This window comes from Thalassoroseus pseudoceratinae, from assembly GCF_011634775.1.
Taxonomy (GTDB): domain Bacteria; phylum Planctomycetota; class Planctomycetia; order Planctomycetales; family Planctomycetaceae; genus Thalassoroseus; species Thalassoroseus pseudoceratinae.
In genome coordinates this window covers 598341-613558 of the sequence record NZ_JAALXT010000002.1, presented here as the reverse complement: position 1 = coordinate 613558, position 15218 = coordinate 598341, and the positions used below count along the sequence as shown (strand labels likewise).

Genomic DNA, 15218 nt, shown 5'->3' with positions numbered 1-15218 from the left:
GGGTGGGGTTGGTGTGTGGTGGTGGGGAGCGGTCATCGGGACATTTTGCCGCAATGTAGGCAAAGACGATTCCAACTTGGAACACCATTAACTCTGCTCCAAGTGTGGCGACACTTAAGTCGGTCGGGGCGGCTTAAGACTGGCACGAATCCATGCTGCGGATCGCACCCGTCGCTGCAAAGTTCCGCTTCATCTTGGTACGCGATGCCGCAGCTTCGGCAACGCTTTGTTATCAGCCTTTTCTTTGTTTTCGTTGGCTGATCATCATACCCGAGTTGCAACCGCAAGGCGGTATGGCGATTGTCCAAATCGTTGACAACCTGAATTAGATTTAAGTATTGCTTTACATGCTCACTCGTCCATTTTGCGTCCTTATCCGGGACGTGATTAGCCTTTCTAGTCGCGAGACAAGCCAGATCGGACTTGTGAATCGCCAACTCCGCTTCCACCCGGATCAACTCCCCACGTGGGTCGCCGCACTTATCGAACCAATCAGCGAACACAAGACGTGGAAGAGGGTTCGAAGGATCGTCAACGATTGCTTGGGCGAAGCTAAGCGTTTCGGCATCAGTCTTGTCGATTTGAATGCCGCACAGTTCAGCGGCATATCCACGGAGGGCGTAGGACGAACGAACGCAAATCATACAAGTTGGTGGTGGACCTAAAATATTGAGCCCGTAGTGCACCGGATGCCCACATTGCAGCATGTCAGCCATCAATGAACGCCCTTAAGAAGGAAATTCCCGAGATATAAATCATCAACCGCCCCCCCGTGAAACCAGCCCGTCGATTCACTTTGAATTGCCAGAAGGCCCCGCCGCCATGATGTGCTCCGTCGCCACCTGCCAGGGATTGACCTCGACACGAACCACACACCAGCCGCTCGGCACGTTGTCGGCGAAGTCATGCGAACCACCGCAAATTAAATACGCTGGCGATTTCCCGGCCGCAACGATCCGCCGCACGATCTCATCTTCCCGACATTCCAGGTCAGCATTGGTGAACCCATCGCGGAACGGATACCCGGCTTCCCAGAGTTCCGCATCCTCCGCTGGCATGACCTCGAGTTCTTCACCATCGACGATCATCAGAGCCGCCACGCCCATCTCCACTAAATCGGATTCCATCATCTCGGCAAGTTCGCTGGGGTTGTCCCTGACCGCCCGCATTGCCTCACACAAGCCACGGTAGCCGTCGGCCCGCTCATCGGTCAGACCTTCGAGCCAAACCCGCTTGACGCCAATTGACGTCATCAGCGATTGCTGTTCGATGTGGACCTCGGCCACGGTCATGAGGAACTCGGCATACGCTTCGGCGAACTCCTCTTCGGTTGCATCGTCCGGAAGTTCCTTGCGTAAGTCCTCGACGGAAACGTGATGCCAGTCGGCGATATGGACGATGGTTTTCTCGCCGCCGCCGTGGACCGTCACAGAGGCGACTATGGGGCTTGTGTCGAGACGTTCGACCAACGGGTCGGTCTGTCCGCAACCGACAATGAAGGCAAAAACGAGAAGAGTGTGTCGCATCCAGGCATTTCAACGCCAATCGTTACCGGAAACAACTGTCAGCAAACAGAAAAAAGAGTGATCCGCTGGGCAATATCACTCGTTCCACCAATTGTGGAAATACTCCGTTCGCAAGAAACACCGGTGAGATACAGCGAAATGAACAGCAACATTACAATTGATGATTACTATCCGGCTTGGATATCTGCAATTGAGAATGAGACATTCCTGACCCAAAAACATGATCCAAAGAGCGTCGGCACGTCATACGCTGGGTTCCGAACTGTGGCAGTAAAATCTCAATCCGGTATAAAAGGCTTTATTGAGAGCCGCGAATACACCGTCCGCAAGTATAAGAATAACAACCCGAATCACCCGCCAGACTATCTGCAGCTCATTCCAAACGATCAGTCAATGGTTACTGGATCGGGAATAAAGCCACATTCTACCACCCCAACCTCTTCATGTGATTCGTTCATAATCGTCTCTGGAGTTAAGCAAGGGTGGCACATCTTTGCGGAGCATTCGAAAAAAATCGAAGAAAAGGAATCGAAGGGATACATTACACTGCAGGTTGAACTCTAGCTGCTGGAAATAGGCCCACATCAGCCGAGGTTTTTCACAATCGCTAGAATCGTCCGCCGATCGGCCTCGCTCAGATTCGGCCACGCATCGACCACACGCTGCAATTCGGGCGTTTTGGTCTCACTGGTGGTCCTACAGTCGTCAGTCCGTTCCGTAACCTGTTCAACGGAAAGGACATTAGGATGATCGATTCCCGGATTGCTAATCCGGTGTTCGGGTTTACCCGGACCGCGGGTTCGAATCCCGCTCTCTCCGCTTGCTTGATTGCTGCACTCGTAACCTCTTGATCTACAAGAGTTTGCGGATGCGGTTTTGATTGACACACTCGACTGTGGCAATGAGTGTGTCAATCAGCCAGAATTCATCAATACTCCGGTGCCTCCGGACGTTGGTTCGCATCGGCGGACCGCCCGCTGCTGCTCCCCAGAAAATCCAATTGCTGCATCCTGCGTTTGGCTTCCCCATCGTGCAGGTGGTAGTAATGCCGGACCATCTCACTGCTTCTGTGTCCGAGCCAACGCATCACCATTTGTTCCGGGATGCCATTGTTGGCGCACGTCGAGCAAAAATAATGGCGGAAGCTGTGAAGCCTTCCATCTACGAAGCCGATTGAATCGTCCTGCTTTGGAAAACGCGATTGGAGCGGGCGGAGGACGTCGCGGATCAAAACATTGCGGACGGTGTCGGGCTTGAGGCGACCACCTTTGGGGCCGTAGAAAACCTGCGAACCGCGACGCATCTTGTTCTCAAGGACCGTAAGAAGGTCCGCATGGATCGGGAAGGACCGACCGTGTCCCGTCTTGGTAGTCCGGCGCTCGGAGCGACGCTTCGCCGGACTTGCTGTTTCGTCCGTTAGGCTGAGCACAGCTTTCGAGAAATCGAGGTCGGACCAGCGAAGCGACGCGAGTTCACCGATCCTGAGTCCGGTACAGGCGAGTGCGACGATCACATCACCCAGCCATTCGAGTTCGGCATGCTGTCGACAATGCGCGATCATGGCGGATACTTCTTGAGCGTGCCAACAATACGTGTTGGTGCCGCGCGCTTTCTGTAAAGGCATTGTTATCAGATGATCCGCTGAGAGATGCTGCTCTTGGACCATCCATTTCACGATTTGCTTGATGGTATTCAGTTCCAGGTAAATTGTTCGCCACGCGTAATTGTGTTCTTCCAAATGACTGGCATATTGACTCATCACCGTGTTGCCGATCTCGCCCCAGGACTGGAGACGCTGGCTTTTACAAAAGGCGAGGAATTTGTCGAGGACGGCCCGGTAGCGTTTGGCACTTGACGGTCGGACACCACCGATTATTTCGGGTCGACCAATATGGTTTTCGTACAATTCTCGTCCGGTTAGCAGCGGGAGTGTATTCCGACTGTCTTGCGTGAGAATGGCGGGGTTGGCGAGTCCCTGTTCGACGGCCATCGTTCGGTCAAGTTGTTCGAGGTTCTTGAGAGCCTCAGTCCGATCTCGGGTTCCGAGCGAGTGGCGGCCGGCGGAAACGGGGTTCGAACGGCCATCCGCTTGCCAGACTTCTTTACGGTTAAAAATTTTCCATGTGAAATAGCGGCAACGGTAGAGTTCATTCGTTCTCTGCTTGGGCATTTGATTTTCCTTGTGACTGAGCAAATGGGGTCAATTGGGTCCAACTGGGCCGGGGGCCGGGGATCCGTTTAGGCTGCTCGGCTTGCGGTGAGGAAACAGAAGCCGGGGCGGAAGGTACAGTCGCCCGCAGTGCACTAGCGGGAATTGAAATCCGGCAGCGATGCCCGCCCGGTTGGTAACTCGGCAACTTACCGTTTTTGACATACCGCCTGACGGTCGGCTCAGAGAGACCGGAACGCCGGGCAAATTCGGCGGGAGACAGATATTCCGGAGCTTGATGAGAATCTTGAGGCAAGGTTGACATTTGAAAATTAAAAAACGCGGACAAGGTGATGAACTTCTCACCCTCTCCGCGTTATGAAATAGTGCCGACGTTATTTTTTGAGATCACCCTTTCCGGGAGCGGACATAGTCGATGAACCGCTGTGTCTCCGGTCGATCGGGTCGCATTTCAAGAGTTTCGATGATTTCCGCGTCATTTTTCCCCTGGTCAAGCAAAGCCTCAATATCCATCACCAACTCCTCGTACGTGTATTCGTCTTGCGAATTCCGATCGAAGGGCTGGACCGATTCAATGCTTGTACCAAGAGTGGCTTCCGGCGTGAGCCGTCGCGTTGGGGAACGTTGAGGTCGACGACCGCCTTGATGAACTTGCGTAAACCCAAAGTCGACGAGCTTCGTATCGCCGACGGTTCGCCACCAAAGCCGTGGTGAGTACGGGTGGCCGATGATTAACTCGAACGCTCGCCGATACTGGCTGATGATTGTGGGTAATGTTCGGCCGGTTTCATCAGCAATCTGGCGAAACAACTTTTCCTGCGAGATGTCGTAGCTCGCACCGTTCCAACCTTCGCGCAGATCCCAAACTTCAAGATACTCGGAAAACTTGTCCGAACGATTGCGATGTTCGGACAACTCGCGCTCTTCCCGCCACTGGGATAACAGGGCATTCATCGCCTCGTTCACGACTCGAGCCGATGCGGCTGGATTGATCGTGACAATCGGCTCGTCGACAAAATTGTCGAGATCGGGATTTGGCATTCGTCTCAGACTGAAATAGGCCGACATGAATCCTGATAGTTCGTCTTCCGGATCTTGCCGAGCGGCTTCGGAAAACAAGACACCCAGGCTACTTAGCGTTTCGCGAGAAAGAGCCCATAGGAGCAGCCCGGCCATTCCGCGTAGCGTAATCGGATGCGCGGCCCCGGACAGCCACCCCGTTTGCAACTCGGATTCGCCCAATTCAGCGAATGGCGTCGCGGGATCAGGCGGTTCTCCACTGATTCCGATGGCTTCCAAAATGCCGACGCTCCTCATTCGGAGTTCGGCTTCAATCGCATGATTAGTAATTGGCTCGTTACGGAAGTAGTTTCGGGAACCAGTCCAATACGTCTGATAGTACGGATGACGACGGGTTACTTCCCACCGCATAGCCAGAGGCAACGACCGGAGTTGAAATTGCGGTCTTGAAACGACTCCATTTTCTTCGAGCTGAGGGTTTGTCATTGGTAGGTCCTTGCGCAATTGGAGGCGTTTTGACGGGGCAATAAGCCAAGTTAAATCCTTTCGTATGTTACGAAGTATTGAGCAGACATTTGAAGCCAAATGAAACCACAAGCAAGAATTGGGAACCAGCAGAGTTGATATACCAGTTCCACGAAATTACTACACAACAGCATAGTTGTTTGTGCACACGAAAAGAATATGGACTCTCCACTAGTACGCAGTCTTCGATATATCGATTCGTGCGTGGAGAAAGCCTCATATAGGAACATTTCTATAATTTCGGGACGCATTGGGCATCCTTTCGTCATGAGACGGCGTCTCCGAACGGCTTGATTGAGGGACTGTGTGCTATATGTCGGATGACTCTCGCTTCCGAGAGCTAAATGAGTCCTTCACTAACACTTGACGCAAAAACACGCTGAATTTAGCTCCTAAAGAATATTTCGCCGGGAATAGTCATCTACATATCGATATTGAGTTGCCACGCATTGTCGTTAATGGTCTATCTCAACCGAAAGGCTTCGAATCCAACAACATCTGGGTTATTTTTTGCGCTAAGGTGTTGTAAACAACGGTCGGAAAGAGAATGTTCGGCAAACTTGGTGAAGTGGGGCGTGCTCATCCGGCACGGATCATTCGGGCTCGGAGGAGTGCCAAGCCGGCCCGGCCGGACATTTGACGCTTGATCGTCTTCAAGCGGTTAATGTGCCCTTCGACTGGTCCACTGCTCCAAGGCTCGTCGAACGCAGCCTGAACCGCATTTCGGTCACGTTCCAGTCCTTCGGCAAATCCCCGCAGTTCCGAACATGGGCTGTCCCACGCTTTCGCTTGCCATTCCCGCCAAGTCAAACAAGATGACTTGCGGATTAGGGCTGCGAATGTTTCGACAAGGTCCACCGCCTCGGTGATTCCAGGACTCAATTTGTGCAGACAATTCACCTGGCTTTGCTGCGTCGGTGTGCGTCGAGTGGGATCAGTCATCACGGCGAACGAAAGAGCTTTGGTGGACGGAGCTCGTGACCGAGGAGGTTTGGCTGCGTTGATTCGCTGACGGAAGAGGCCGCGAGTCGCCATTAGTCGGCTGACGTAGGTCCGCACGGTGGTGTAACTCAACCGAACGCCTTCACAGAGCAACCGCCGATGCAGGGCCGCCGCATTATCGTTCCCATCCGCTAACCAAGCCTCGATGCGTTCCCGGTAGTTCGTCATTTGCGATGGTCGCTCGCGGACTGGCTGCCAATCTGGGAGCTGATCGGAGTGGATATAGCGCTGCACGATTCGCCACGACAACTCCATCTCGCGGGCAATCCGGCGAAGCGACCGTCCCTCATCGTGACGCCGACGAGCCTCTCGCTAACGCTCAAGCCGTCGCTTCTGCTTGCCAGCCAAACGAGCCCCTGGTTCACCACCCAGCGCTAGCCCAATCGTGCGATGGGCATCCGCCAGCCGAGTGGTTGAATGAGCATGCTTGGCCAGTAGTTGCGGGATGGGTTCGCAGAAAACTCGACGCAGACAATCGGCGTTCCGGCAGAAAAAGCGGCGAACCGTCAAGTATAGCCGGACCGGGCGACCTTGAATTGGTAGGTCCCGGGCGGTTCGAGTGTATCGACTATGAATGTAGCCGGTTTCCTGACCACAGTCGGGGCAAGCGGCGGCCAGAGCCAAAGGGCTCAACGAAAACGTAACAAGAACATCATTCATTTCCACACAGTCTAAACGCAACCCCGCGTCGGACGGCAATATGGGTAACAACGTACGCAAGCTCCTGTGGTACGTGGTCGAAGATCAATCAATACTCAATTCTACGCCCCCGCTTCACCAAGTTTGCCGAAGAACCACTTTCCAACCGTTGTTCACAAATGGAAACTTTGTTGTCGGAGGAACGTGCTTTTTCAAGACCGCGACTGTCGTGCGTCAATGGAGACTTACTGTGTCAACACCGGACCTACCGGACGACATGTTACCAGCAGTATCCATACTGTCGAACTGTAGACCTATGGTAAGGGGAGGAAGACACTCTCGCAATCAGTTTTTTTAGATTTCCGATAGGTGTTGAGTGTTCCATGAGCCGGGATGTCCGGGTTCGATTCGGTGAGCGATTGCGTGAAGTCCGCACGGGACACGGCATTTCCCAAGAGCGTTTGGCCGCCTTAGCGGAACTCCACCGGACGTTCGTCTCTTTGATTGAACGTGGTGAACGCAACGTTACTCTGCAAACGGTCGAAAAACTGGCTCTGGCACTCGATGTGGAAATGGCCGAATTGATGCCTGTTCAAGAGCAGTAAGGACAGACATTTTGTTGACGCAACACAACCAACCGCATCGTGTGTATTCTATAAATCAACCGATTCATGCCAGGAAAAACGGAGATTTTTTGTCAGCCAATGCTCGTCTCAAAACATGAATGCCGTCGCAAGTCGATCGACCTCCCTGATGACCGGCGTGTCGTCCCGGGGCGATCTGTAAGCGATAAAATACATGACCGTGATTGCACATCTGATTGGATTCAAAATTCGACAGGCATCGTTTGTGATACGATTTGCTGATTCAGACGATCAAGGAAGAATGGGCTGTCTGAGGGCTTTACCCCTGATTGATCTTCAACATGACATGGTTTTCGTAATTAGAATCGCAAAGGTCGACAGGAGTTCGACAACGCCATCAACCATACTGGTTCCAGTCTTGCCTGACGACAATAGTTGAGTAGGCATTTCATCCATGTAGAGCGATCGATTGGTGTTGAACGACTCGGGTTAATCGGCTACGCTTCCAAAACTCACTCAAAAATGTAAACGTTTGGACACAGAAGAACCGCTCCATTTTTGGAGATTGATGTTCACGGCCCACTATGCGTTTCACACCAATCATCTGTGTAATCTGGGCTGTTTGGGGGTGTCAAAACGCGCCTTTAACCTTGCCACAGGGTACGCAATCCGAGCCACCGTCCATAGAGGCTAATCAAGGGTCATCGAACGAGCCTTATCAAAGTTATCGTGTCGCGTATGTGGGCCATTCTGTTGGCGTCTCGGCAAATTCCGAGCCGACGAGCCTAACCCCTCAACAGCCAACCACGAGTCAGGCCGGTGATCAACGGGCCGAACGACGCCCCTTTGCCCTGCGAGAGGCCATTCAACTCGCGCTGCAGAACTCGAATGTCATTCGGACACTCGCAGGCGACACGGTTGTGTCAGCCCCTACGACGGCTTATGCACCGGGAATCGCCAGCCAGCTCGTGGTCGTGGAAGAGGCCGAGTTTGATCCGACCGTTGAAATCAATGCGTCAGGGCGTCGTTACGATGAGCCGACCGATACTGCCGATCCATTGCGTCAGTCACGCGGTCTCGTTCGTGACGAAAGTGATTTTGTTGCCAAACTTGCCAAGCGATGGACGCCGGGCACTGTCACCAGCCTATCTTATGAACCTCCGTTGGGGTATCTCTACCGACGTGATCCTTCACTCAATAGTTTCAATCCAAGGATTGGTGCCGCTGTAGTCGCTGAAGCTCGCCAGCCGTTGCTGCGGGGCGCAGGATCGGAGGTCAACACCGCGCCAATCCATATCGCCCAGTTGCAGGCCGATCAATCAGCGTGGGATGTCAAGGGCGAAATACTGGCCGAATTGCGAAGCATTGAGGAGACTTACTGGCGACTACAAGCAGCTCGTGTTTCGGCGGATGCGCTTGATCGCATGCTTCCCCTGCTCGACGAAGCCGTGCGAATCGAAAAACTGTTGCTGCAAGCCGAGCGAGTTACCGCCGCAGAGGTGGCCCGGGTCCAACTGCAAAGGCGTGAATTCTTGCAGCAACGAATTCGTGCCGGTGCAAACATCCGGGAGAGCGAAAACTTACTACGGACATTGGTCGGATTGCCCTTGAATGACGGTCAACAACTGATTCCAGTTGATCAGCCCGATGAGCGGTATCAACCTCCCACGCACGACGAATGTCTTTCGTTGGCACTTTCAAATCGCCCTGATGTCCTGCAGCGGCGACTCCAAGTTCGTGTGCGTGAGATCGAGAACGATCTCGCTCGAAACCAACAGCGACCTCAATTTGATCTAACGGCGTTGTATCGACTCAGTGGAATCAGCGATGAATACCAAGATGCCTTTGACCAAATTGGTCAGGCGCAGTATGCGAGTTGGTCTGCCGGATTCTTGTTCTCCGTTCCATTGGGCAATCGTGCGGCCAAGGCGAGGCGTTTGGCCGCCGAACAGCAGTTAGCCCAGGAACGTGCATTGTTACAGCAACAGGTTCAGAATGTTTCTACGGAACTTGCGAACATCCTCAATGACATGGCTGCAACTTGGGCCGAGTACGAACAATCGACGAAGCAAGTCAGCGAAGGTGAAGATTGGGTCCAAACGGCACGCTTGCGTTTCAATTCGCCACCGCCCGCGGGAGAACAGGGAGGTTGGCTAATTGTCGCATTAAACGATTACCAACTCGCACTTCGAAGCAATATCGAAGCGTTGACGAATTCCGCTCAATTGCTAGCTCGATACAATGCTCTGCTGGCCCGACTGCATGAAGCTCAAGGAACTCTCCTCGATCGTCGACTTGTTCAACTCGATCGTGATCCAGTCGTCGAAACTCAGACACATCTGAATGAGTGGCTACACAAGCCGAGCCCTATTGGACATAGCCAGCCAGAGAACTCCGGTCCTTCTTCAAATCTGCACGCGGACACTCCGCATCACAATGGTCTGCAGCCAACACAAGCGTGGTCCGACTCATACCGATGAGCCTGACAGAATCGGTATACTGGTGAAGTAGTAGTCTACCACCAAAACTCCGTTCGCACATACTTGAGAACCTTGTTGATTAGCAGGCTGCCCAAGGCCGTTTCATCTCTTGAGATGCGAGCGAAACCGGTCATTCCCGTCTTCAGTTCACCATCGGGGTTGTCGACACCACAATAGACGGTAAAAGTATTCGTTGTCGGGGTGGGCTGCTGACCAATCACTTCAGGTGCGGCTATCGTTGGAGCGATTTTCTCCACGCGAGCTTCGACCAGTTCAAACGGCAACGAGCGGGCCTTCATTTGCACGTGTTGGCCAACTTCTAGCCCCGCGACATCTTCCTCTGGTACCGTGATTTCGATTCGGGCGTTCTCAATGTTTTCGACGATGCAGACCAAGCCGCCTTTGAGCACGAGTTGACCATACTTCTCCTGCATATGTTGGGTCGCGACCACACCGCTCACCGGCGATGCAATCTTGAGCTTCGTCTGCTCCGCTTTAAGAAACTCCAGTTCCGCCTCCAATCGTGTCAGTTTGGCTAGTTCTGCTTGAATATCTTCGGTGCGCGTGCCTGCTTCCAAGAGGGCTTGCTCGGCTTTTGCGGCTGCGAGTTCATGCTGCCGTCGAGTTAATTCCGCCTCTGCGGCCCGCACGCCCTGCATCTTTCGAGAATCATATCGCGATTGCGCCTGCTGGAGTTTGGCGTCGACAACCATAGCCTTCATCCGCTCAGCGCGATACTGTTCACCCGCCATTGCCCCTTGTTCATATAATTTCTGAGACCGAACGAGTGATGCTTGGACAAACGACTGTTCGTGCTTCTGTTGCTCGATCTCTAGGTTTAACCGCAACAGCTCCTGTTCCAAAGTGATCTTTGCCCGGGCTAGTTCATCGTTCGCATGCTGTAACCAAACTTCTGCTCGGCGAGCTTTCTCACGTTGCTCGGCAACCAGTTGAGGTCGTGGCCCGACTCGCAATCTGGCTAAAGTGGCGGTTACTTCTTGAATTTCCGCTTTCTTGCGAATGATCTGACTTTCAAGAGCCGGTGACTTGAGTTCGGCAATCACATCCCCAGATACAATCACATCACCTTCTTCGACATGAATTTTGTATAGAAATCCTTCGACCTCTGAATGCACTTCTACCCGCGTGGCCGGTCGGACGACAAATTGCCCTTTCGCCGTGCGGTTCCAAGGCACGAATATCAGTAGCATGGGTATGGTCAGGACCAGTCCGCACCAAATGAATGTGCGTCGATAACGAGAACGGATCATCATAGCAAACTCACTTGCAAAGAAACCTTTGAAGACTCGCTTCGTACCATACGACATGAGTAAGAGGACCATTAGCCAACCGAGCCACAGAGATTTGCCATCAAACAAATCCAACATGCCAAACAACAGGAAGTCGAGGAAGACAATCGCTGTCACCCAAACGAAGATTCCATAGATGATCAGAATTCGGCCACGTGGCTCTGGCTGTGGTCGCTCGGCCCCCCAGAGAAGCCATCGAACGTGAGCCATCCAATACGTATTTGCGGACGCTCTGAGATTAGGGATTTCTAGAAAATCACTGAGGAGATAATAGCCATCCAGTTTAAGAAACGGATTCAAGTTCAGCAGCGATCGCGTACCACAGACTGAGAACAGCACGAAGGCCACGTGGTGAACCAGAGTCTCAGGGACGGTCACCCGCCAAACAAAGACGGCAAATGCCCAAACGCATAGATCGGCATACGCTCCCGCCAGAGTAATCCAAAGCCGCCGCGACTTTTCGCGAATGAGCCAAGCGTCTGAAACATTGCAGTAGAAACAAGGCATGAAGAACATCAACAGCAAGCCTGCGTCAGGAACTTCTCCACCGAAGTGCTTGCAGGTGAGTCCGTGGCCACACTCATGAATACATGTTGCTAGGCAAATCATTCCCCAAACGACAAATAAAGTGTTCCAGCCAACCGCTGCCGGCACGGATGACACCATCACTTGGCGTTGATCAATCAAGACAACAATAGCCGCAATGATTAGCGATAACGTCGTGACAAGAAACCCAGCCGACCAAACCCAGCGAATCTTTGGTTCGAGCCAACTAAAGAATCGATCCGGCCGACAAAGCGGAAGTCGATAAAATAACAAGCTTCCTTTGCCAGGAAATTGCCATTTCTTCGCTGTTTCATCCGTCGAATCCGAAGATGAGTCGGTAGTTGATGAAGGGGTGGATTCTGATCGTTTTCTTTTGACCAACCGTTGAGTACGAACAACCTTTACAAAATCTCGGAGGTCGGCTTCAGAAAGAGGATCGTGGAACCTTTGCTGATACGCTTCGCATATCTCAGAGGCGGCACGCTGTCCGTCTAAACTGGTCAATAGAAAGTGTTCTTCGGCCCCGAATTTGAAAAACGTACCTTCTGATGGGCATTTCACTACATATTCGTTGTCGCCGGTCATTCGAATGACCAGGTCGGACCGGACTTGGGGCAGATTGCGAGTTTTAGTCGACATAGAGATTAACAGTTCACCAAGTCGTGAGATACTAGCTCAATCGATTGATTCACTTGAACTGGCTGCCGGTCTGGGAGCGTGGGGCCTTCTAACAGGATTTCTCGGCTTTCTTCTTCCGTCAAAATGTATGCAAAATAGGGAATTCCTAGTTCTAGGCAGCGGGCAGCGCGGTGATTCCCATCAATTAGCAAGTGCCCATGAACTTCTTCATGAGAATTCATCGGAAACCAAACGTGACTAATGATGCCAGGATATTTGGTGTCAACGTGGAGCAAATGTTCTTTATGAATTCGTGTGTCTTCGAGTTCCAGCCGTATACTCTCTTCATCGACTTCGACTGGCGTGCGATTGTCAAGAACCATCTTCCGAGCAAGGCTCACGTCGAAGCGAAAACGTTGACCTAGATGTTTAAAACGAAAGGTTTCAGCCCCTGATCGACAGTGTCGACAGGTTTGGCCTCGATCAGTCCGTTTTTTCCGACTATTAGAACTGCCCATTGTGACCTCTGGGTTTACTTGAAAGCATCCAGTTGCAAGACAAATGAGGGGGCGAGGTTCGAAACAAGTTTAGGTCGTCAAGAACTTCACCCACCCCCACAGAATCTAACAGCATAGAGTTAGCTGACTATAGTCAGGTTTCTCAATCAGCTGTGCGAGAAACCATTGTCTAGTAACATACTGAACTACGCTTCTTGCTCGACTTCTTGCTCGACTTCTTGCTCGACTTCTTGCTCGACTTCTTACTCGACTTCTTGCTCGACTTCTTGCTCGACTTCTTGCTCGACTTCTTGCTCGACTTCTTGCTCGACTTCTTGCTCGAACCTTTGCCTGAGGAACCTTTACCAGACGATCCGCCACCATAATCGTCGTCATCGCAGTCACACCACCCGAATGCACTCGGCGTAATGCGTTCTTCTAGCCGTTCGATTTTGAATTTTTTTGTGCCTTCTTGTTCTTCAGCCATAATGTTCCTCAAAAGCATCGAGTGATGAGAGAGTGTCGACTTCTCGATTGGAAGTCTGTCGGGAACCTACTTTCGCAAGTAAGATGCCAAAGATGCATAGAGATGAAGGTTTCGTTAACTTCAGTGTATCCCAACACTTACATAGAGCGCTTTATTAAAACCGATCCATCGGTTTGTGGCCTTACGGAAACATGCGGTTTTGACGTTGATCGTAAGGCATTGATCCTAGACATGGTTACGTCGATGTTGCCGATATCGCTCAATGAGGCATTCCGACTACACGCGATGACTCAGTATTCTTCGGGTAGTAAGATCGTCGTCGCGGACCGATCAGCTTCCGTGATGACCCGCAATTTGACATCCTGGGTTGTTCTGTATACCGACAAGATGCGTTCGCCGTGCAGAAGTACATTTTCATTTTCGCTGGCATCTTCTTCGTCGACCTCGCCCCACTTTCCCGCGACATGTTGCTGGAGAAACTCCATTGGCGATTGATTTGCTTCTTGGATTGATTCGAGAGCGCCGGGAGTCGCAAGAGTTTGACCCAAAAAGAATTTCGGTTGGCGATCTTCGTTCATTAGACCTTCCCTTCGTTTAAGAACTTGTAAGTCGTCGGCAATTGGGAAATTCAACAGGGATACACTTACGCAACCGTTTGAGTTGCCATCAAATTGGGGTCGGACTTGGTGGAGGTGACTGCTTCGGCGGTATCCAGAATTTAAGCGACGGCGTCGCAGGTCCGTTTGAGAACGGTTTGACAGGCGGCAATCGGTTCCAGCTTGGCATCCCAGGCATACGCTTTTACGTATTCCCAGCAACCGCCCACGTCCGCTTCGCCGTCGTGTCTGTGTATTGCCAGCAATGTGGCTCCACCAAGCTAGGCCACGATTTCACTTCGCCAGTGTTGGCCGCGTTCTTTCACATGACCAAGCCGATGATCGGCGGCATGAACCATTTCGTGGGACCACGTCGCCAAGTTCTCGACCCCAAGCGCGATGTGACCATCGAAGCGGAACTTGCCGAGCGGACCCGTCGATCGACCGCTGTAGACTTCGACCGTGATTCCCCAATGCCTCGCAACATCCAGTAGCGGAAGCGATTCGATCCATTCATGAATGCGGGGATCGGCGGGCGGCAACGGCTTCCCTTCGGTTTGCTCCAGGCCAAACACAATCGTGTGCTTGAATCCGTAAAGGACCGATCGCTGAGCCGTTTCGCCGTTGTCCTCTTCAACCGTCACTCGTTTACGGAGCGGAACCAAGATTGGAAAGCCGCGTTCGCTTTTCTTGACCGTTCGTTCAACCTGCTTCCACTGACGAAATCCACGGGCGTCGGCATAGCCGGAAAGAGCCACGAGCAGCTGATTACTCCAGGACCATTGGCGACATGGGACATCATCTTTCCGGCGGATAAAAACCGGAGCAAGGGCGGCGGGAAGGGATTCGGGAGGCTGGAAGGCGTTTCGGCATGCTCAGACGCTTCGCCGCAGCGATGGAGATTCCGCTTCAAGCGCTGCTGGATGAAAGTTCGTCACAGGGATAACGATGGCCTTGGTCATGCGTGACGACTGCAGAATCAATCAACTGTAAGGTGCATCAATCGCCTCAACACACGGCCTCGAAGCGACTCCAGAATTATACAACTTCTTGAATTTGTATTGATAGCGTTCGACTCTTCCGGGGCGGTGATGCGCAGAATTCCGATCAAATAGGATATGCCGGGCGCCGGAGATCACCGGTTCGAGGGGGCTCATGCAACTCTCGTGCAAATACTGTGAATTGCCTGTCATAGGACCGTAGGATACAATCGAGTGC

General features: G+C 52.4%; 15 protein-coding genes and 1 tRNA gene. 5 read left to right on the top strand and 11 right to left on the bottom strand.

The window, feature by feature from the left end:
- Window positions 1-32: 32 nt before the first annotated feature.
- Window positions 33-644 (bottom strand): TIGR02996 domain-containing protein, encoded by a 612-nt coding sequence (locus G6R38_RS28405; protein ID WP_390881383.1) that lies wholly within the window; start codon window positions 642-644, stop codon window positions 33-35.
- Window positions 645-791: 147 nt separating this feature from the next.
- Window positions 792-1526, bottom strand: a complete 735-nt coding sequence (locus G6R38_RS07995; RefSeq protein ID WP_166822561.1) for a hypothetical protein — start codon at window positions 1524-1526, stop codon at window positions 792-794.
- On the opposite strand from G6R38_RS07995, the gene G6R38_RS07990 reads away from it, so the two are divergent.
- Together G6R38_RS07990 and G6R38_RS07985 are read left to right on the top strand one after the other, a co-directional pair.
- On the top strand, window positions 1518-2090 hold the full coding sequence (locus G6R38_RS07990; RefSeq protein ID WP_166822559.1) for a hypothetical protein: 573 nt from the start codon (window positions 1518-1520) through the stop codon (window positions 2088-2090). The two genes, G6R38_RS07995 and G6R38_RS07990, sit on opposite strands and share 9 nt — an antisense overlap.
- Before the next feature lie 167 nt (window positions 2091-2257).
- Window positions 2258-2345, top strand: a tRNA-OTHER gene (locus G6R38_RS07985).
- Window positions 2346-2454: 109 nt separating this feature from the next.
- Here G6R38_RS07985 and G6R38_RS07980 read toward each other — a convergent pair.
- The 5 genes from G6R38_RS07980 to G6R38_RS07960 all read right to left on the bottom strand — a co-directional run bounded on the left by G6R38_RS07980 (window position 2455) and on the right by G6R38_RS07960 (window position 6903).
- Window positions 2455-3696, bottom strand: coding sequence for a tyrosine-type recombinase/integrase (locus G6R38_RS07980; RefSeq protein WP_166822556.1), 1242 nt, complete (start codon window positions 3694-3696; stop codon window positions 2455-2457).
- Window positions 3674-4000, bottom strand: a complete 327-nt coding sequence (locus G6R38_RS28400) for a helix-turn-helix domain-containing protein (protein WP_166822553.1) — start codon at window positions 3998-4000, stop codon at window positions 3674-3676. The genes G6R38_RS07980 and G6R38_RS28400 overlap by 23 nt, the downstream gene beginning before the upstream one ends.
- 83 nt (window positions 4001-4083) lie before the next feature.
- Entirely contained in the window at window positions 4084-5202 is a 1119-nt protein-coding gene (locus G6R38_RS07970; protein ID WP_166822550.1) for a hypothetical protein, read from the bottom strand.
- A 618-nt stretch (window positions 5203-5820) separates the two neighbouring features.
- Window positions 5821-6276, bottom strand: a complete 456-nt coding sequence (locus G6R38_RS07965) for a transposase (protein WP_390881382.1) — start codon at window positions 6274-6276, stop codon at window positions 5821-5823.
- A 279-nt stretch (window positions 6277-6555) separates the two neighbouring features.
- Window positions 6556-6903: a transposase family protein gene (locus G6R38_RS07960; protein ID WP_166822544.1), complete on the bottom strand. Its 348-nt coding sequence runs from the start codon at window positions 6901-6903 to the stop codon at window positions 6556-6558.
- Window positions 6904-7265: 362 nt separating this feature from the next.
- Between G6R38_RS07960 and G6R38_RS07955 the strand changes: the two genes are divergently transcribed.
- Window positions 7266-7487, top strand: coding sequence for a helix-turn-helix domain-containing protein (locus G6R38_RS07955; protein ID WP_166822541.1), 222 nt, complete (start codon window positions 7266-7268; stop codon window positions 7485-7487).
- Window positions 7488-8206: 719 nt separating this feature from the next.
- Entirely contained in the window at window positions 8207-9946 is a 1740-nt protein-coding gene (locus G6R38_RS07950) for a TolC family protein (protein ID WP_166822538.1), read from the top strand.
- A 35-nt stretch (window positions 9947-9981) separates the two neighbouring features.
- Here the strand turns inward: G6R38_RS07950 and G6R38_RS07945 are convergent, their stop codons facing one another.
- Window positions 9982-12075: an efflux RND transporter periplasmic adaptor subunit gene (locus G6R38_RS07945; RefSeq protein ID WP_166822533.1), complete on the bottom strand. Its 2094-nt coding sequence runs from the start codon at window positions 12073-12075 to the stop codon at window positions 9982-9984.
- Between the two features lie 1057 nt (window positions 12076-13132).
- On the opposite strand from G6R38_RS07945, the gene G6R38_RS27825 reads away from it, so the two are divergent.
- Window positions 13133-13303, top strand: coding sequence for a hypothetical protein (locus G6R38_RS27825; RefSeq protein ID WP_206028502.1), 171 nt, complete (start codon window positions 13133-13135; stop codon window positions 13301-13303).
- Between the two features lie 391 nt (window positions 13304-13694).
- On the opposite strand, the gene G6R38_RS07935 is transcribed toward G6R38_RS27825, so the two are convergent.
- The 3 genes from G6R38_RS07935 to G6R38_RS07925 form a co-directional block, all read right to left on the bottom strand.
- The gene (locus G6R38_RS07935; protein WP_166822530.1) at window positions 13695-13982 is read right to left on the bottom strand and encodes a hypothetical protein; all 288 of its coding nucleotides are present in this window, start codon (window positions 13980-13982) and stop codon (window positions 13695-13697) included.
- Window positions 13983-14122: 140 nt separating this feature from the next.
- On the bottom strand, window positions 14123-14266 hold the full coding sequence (locus tag G6R38_RS07930) for a hypothetical protein (RefSeq protein ID WP_166822527.1): 144 nt from the start codon (window positions 14264-14266) through the stop codon (window positions 14123-14125).
- A gap of 15 nt (window positions 14267-14281) precedes the next feature.
- Window positions 14282-14758: an ArdC family protein gene (locus G6R38_RS07925; RefSeq protein WP_166822524.1), complete on the bottom strand. Its 477-nt coding sequence runs from the start codon at window positions 14756-14758 to the stop codon at window positions 14282-14284.
- Window positions 14759-15218 lie beyond the last annotated feature (460 nt).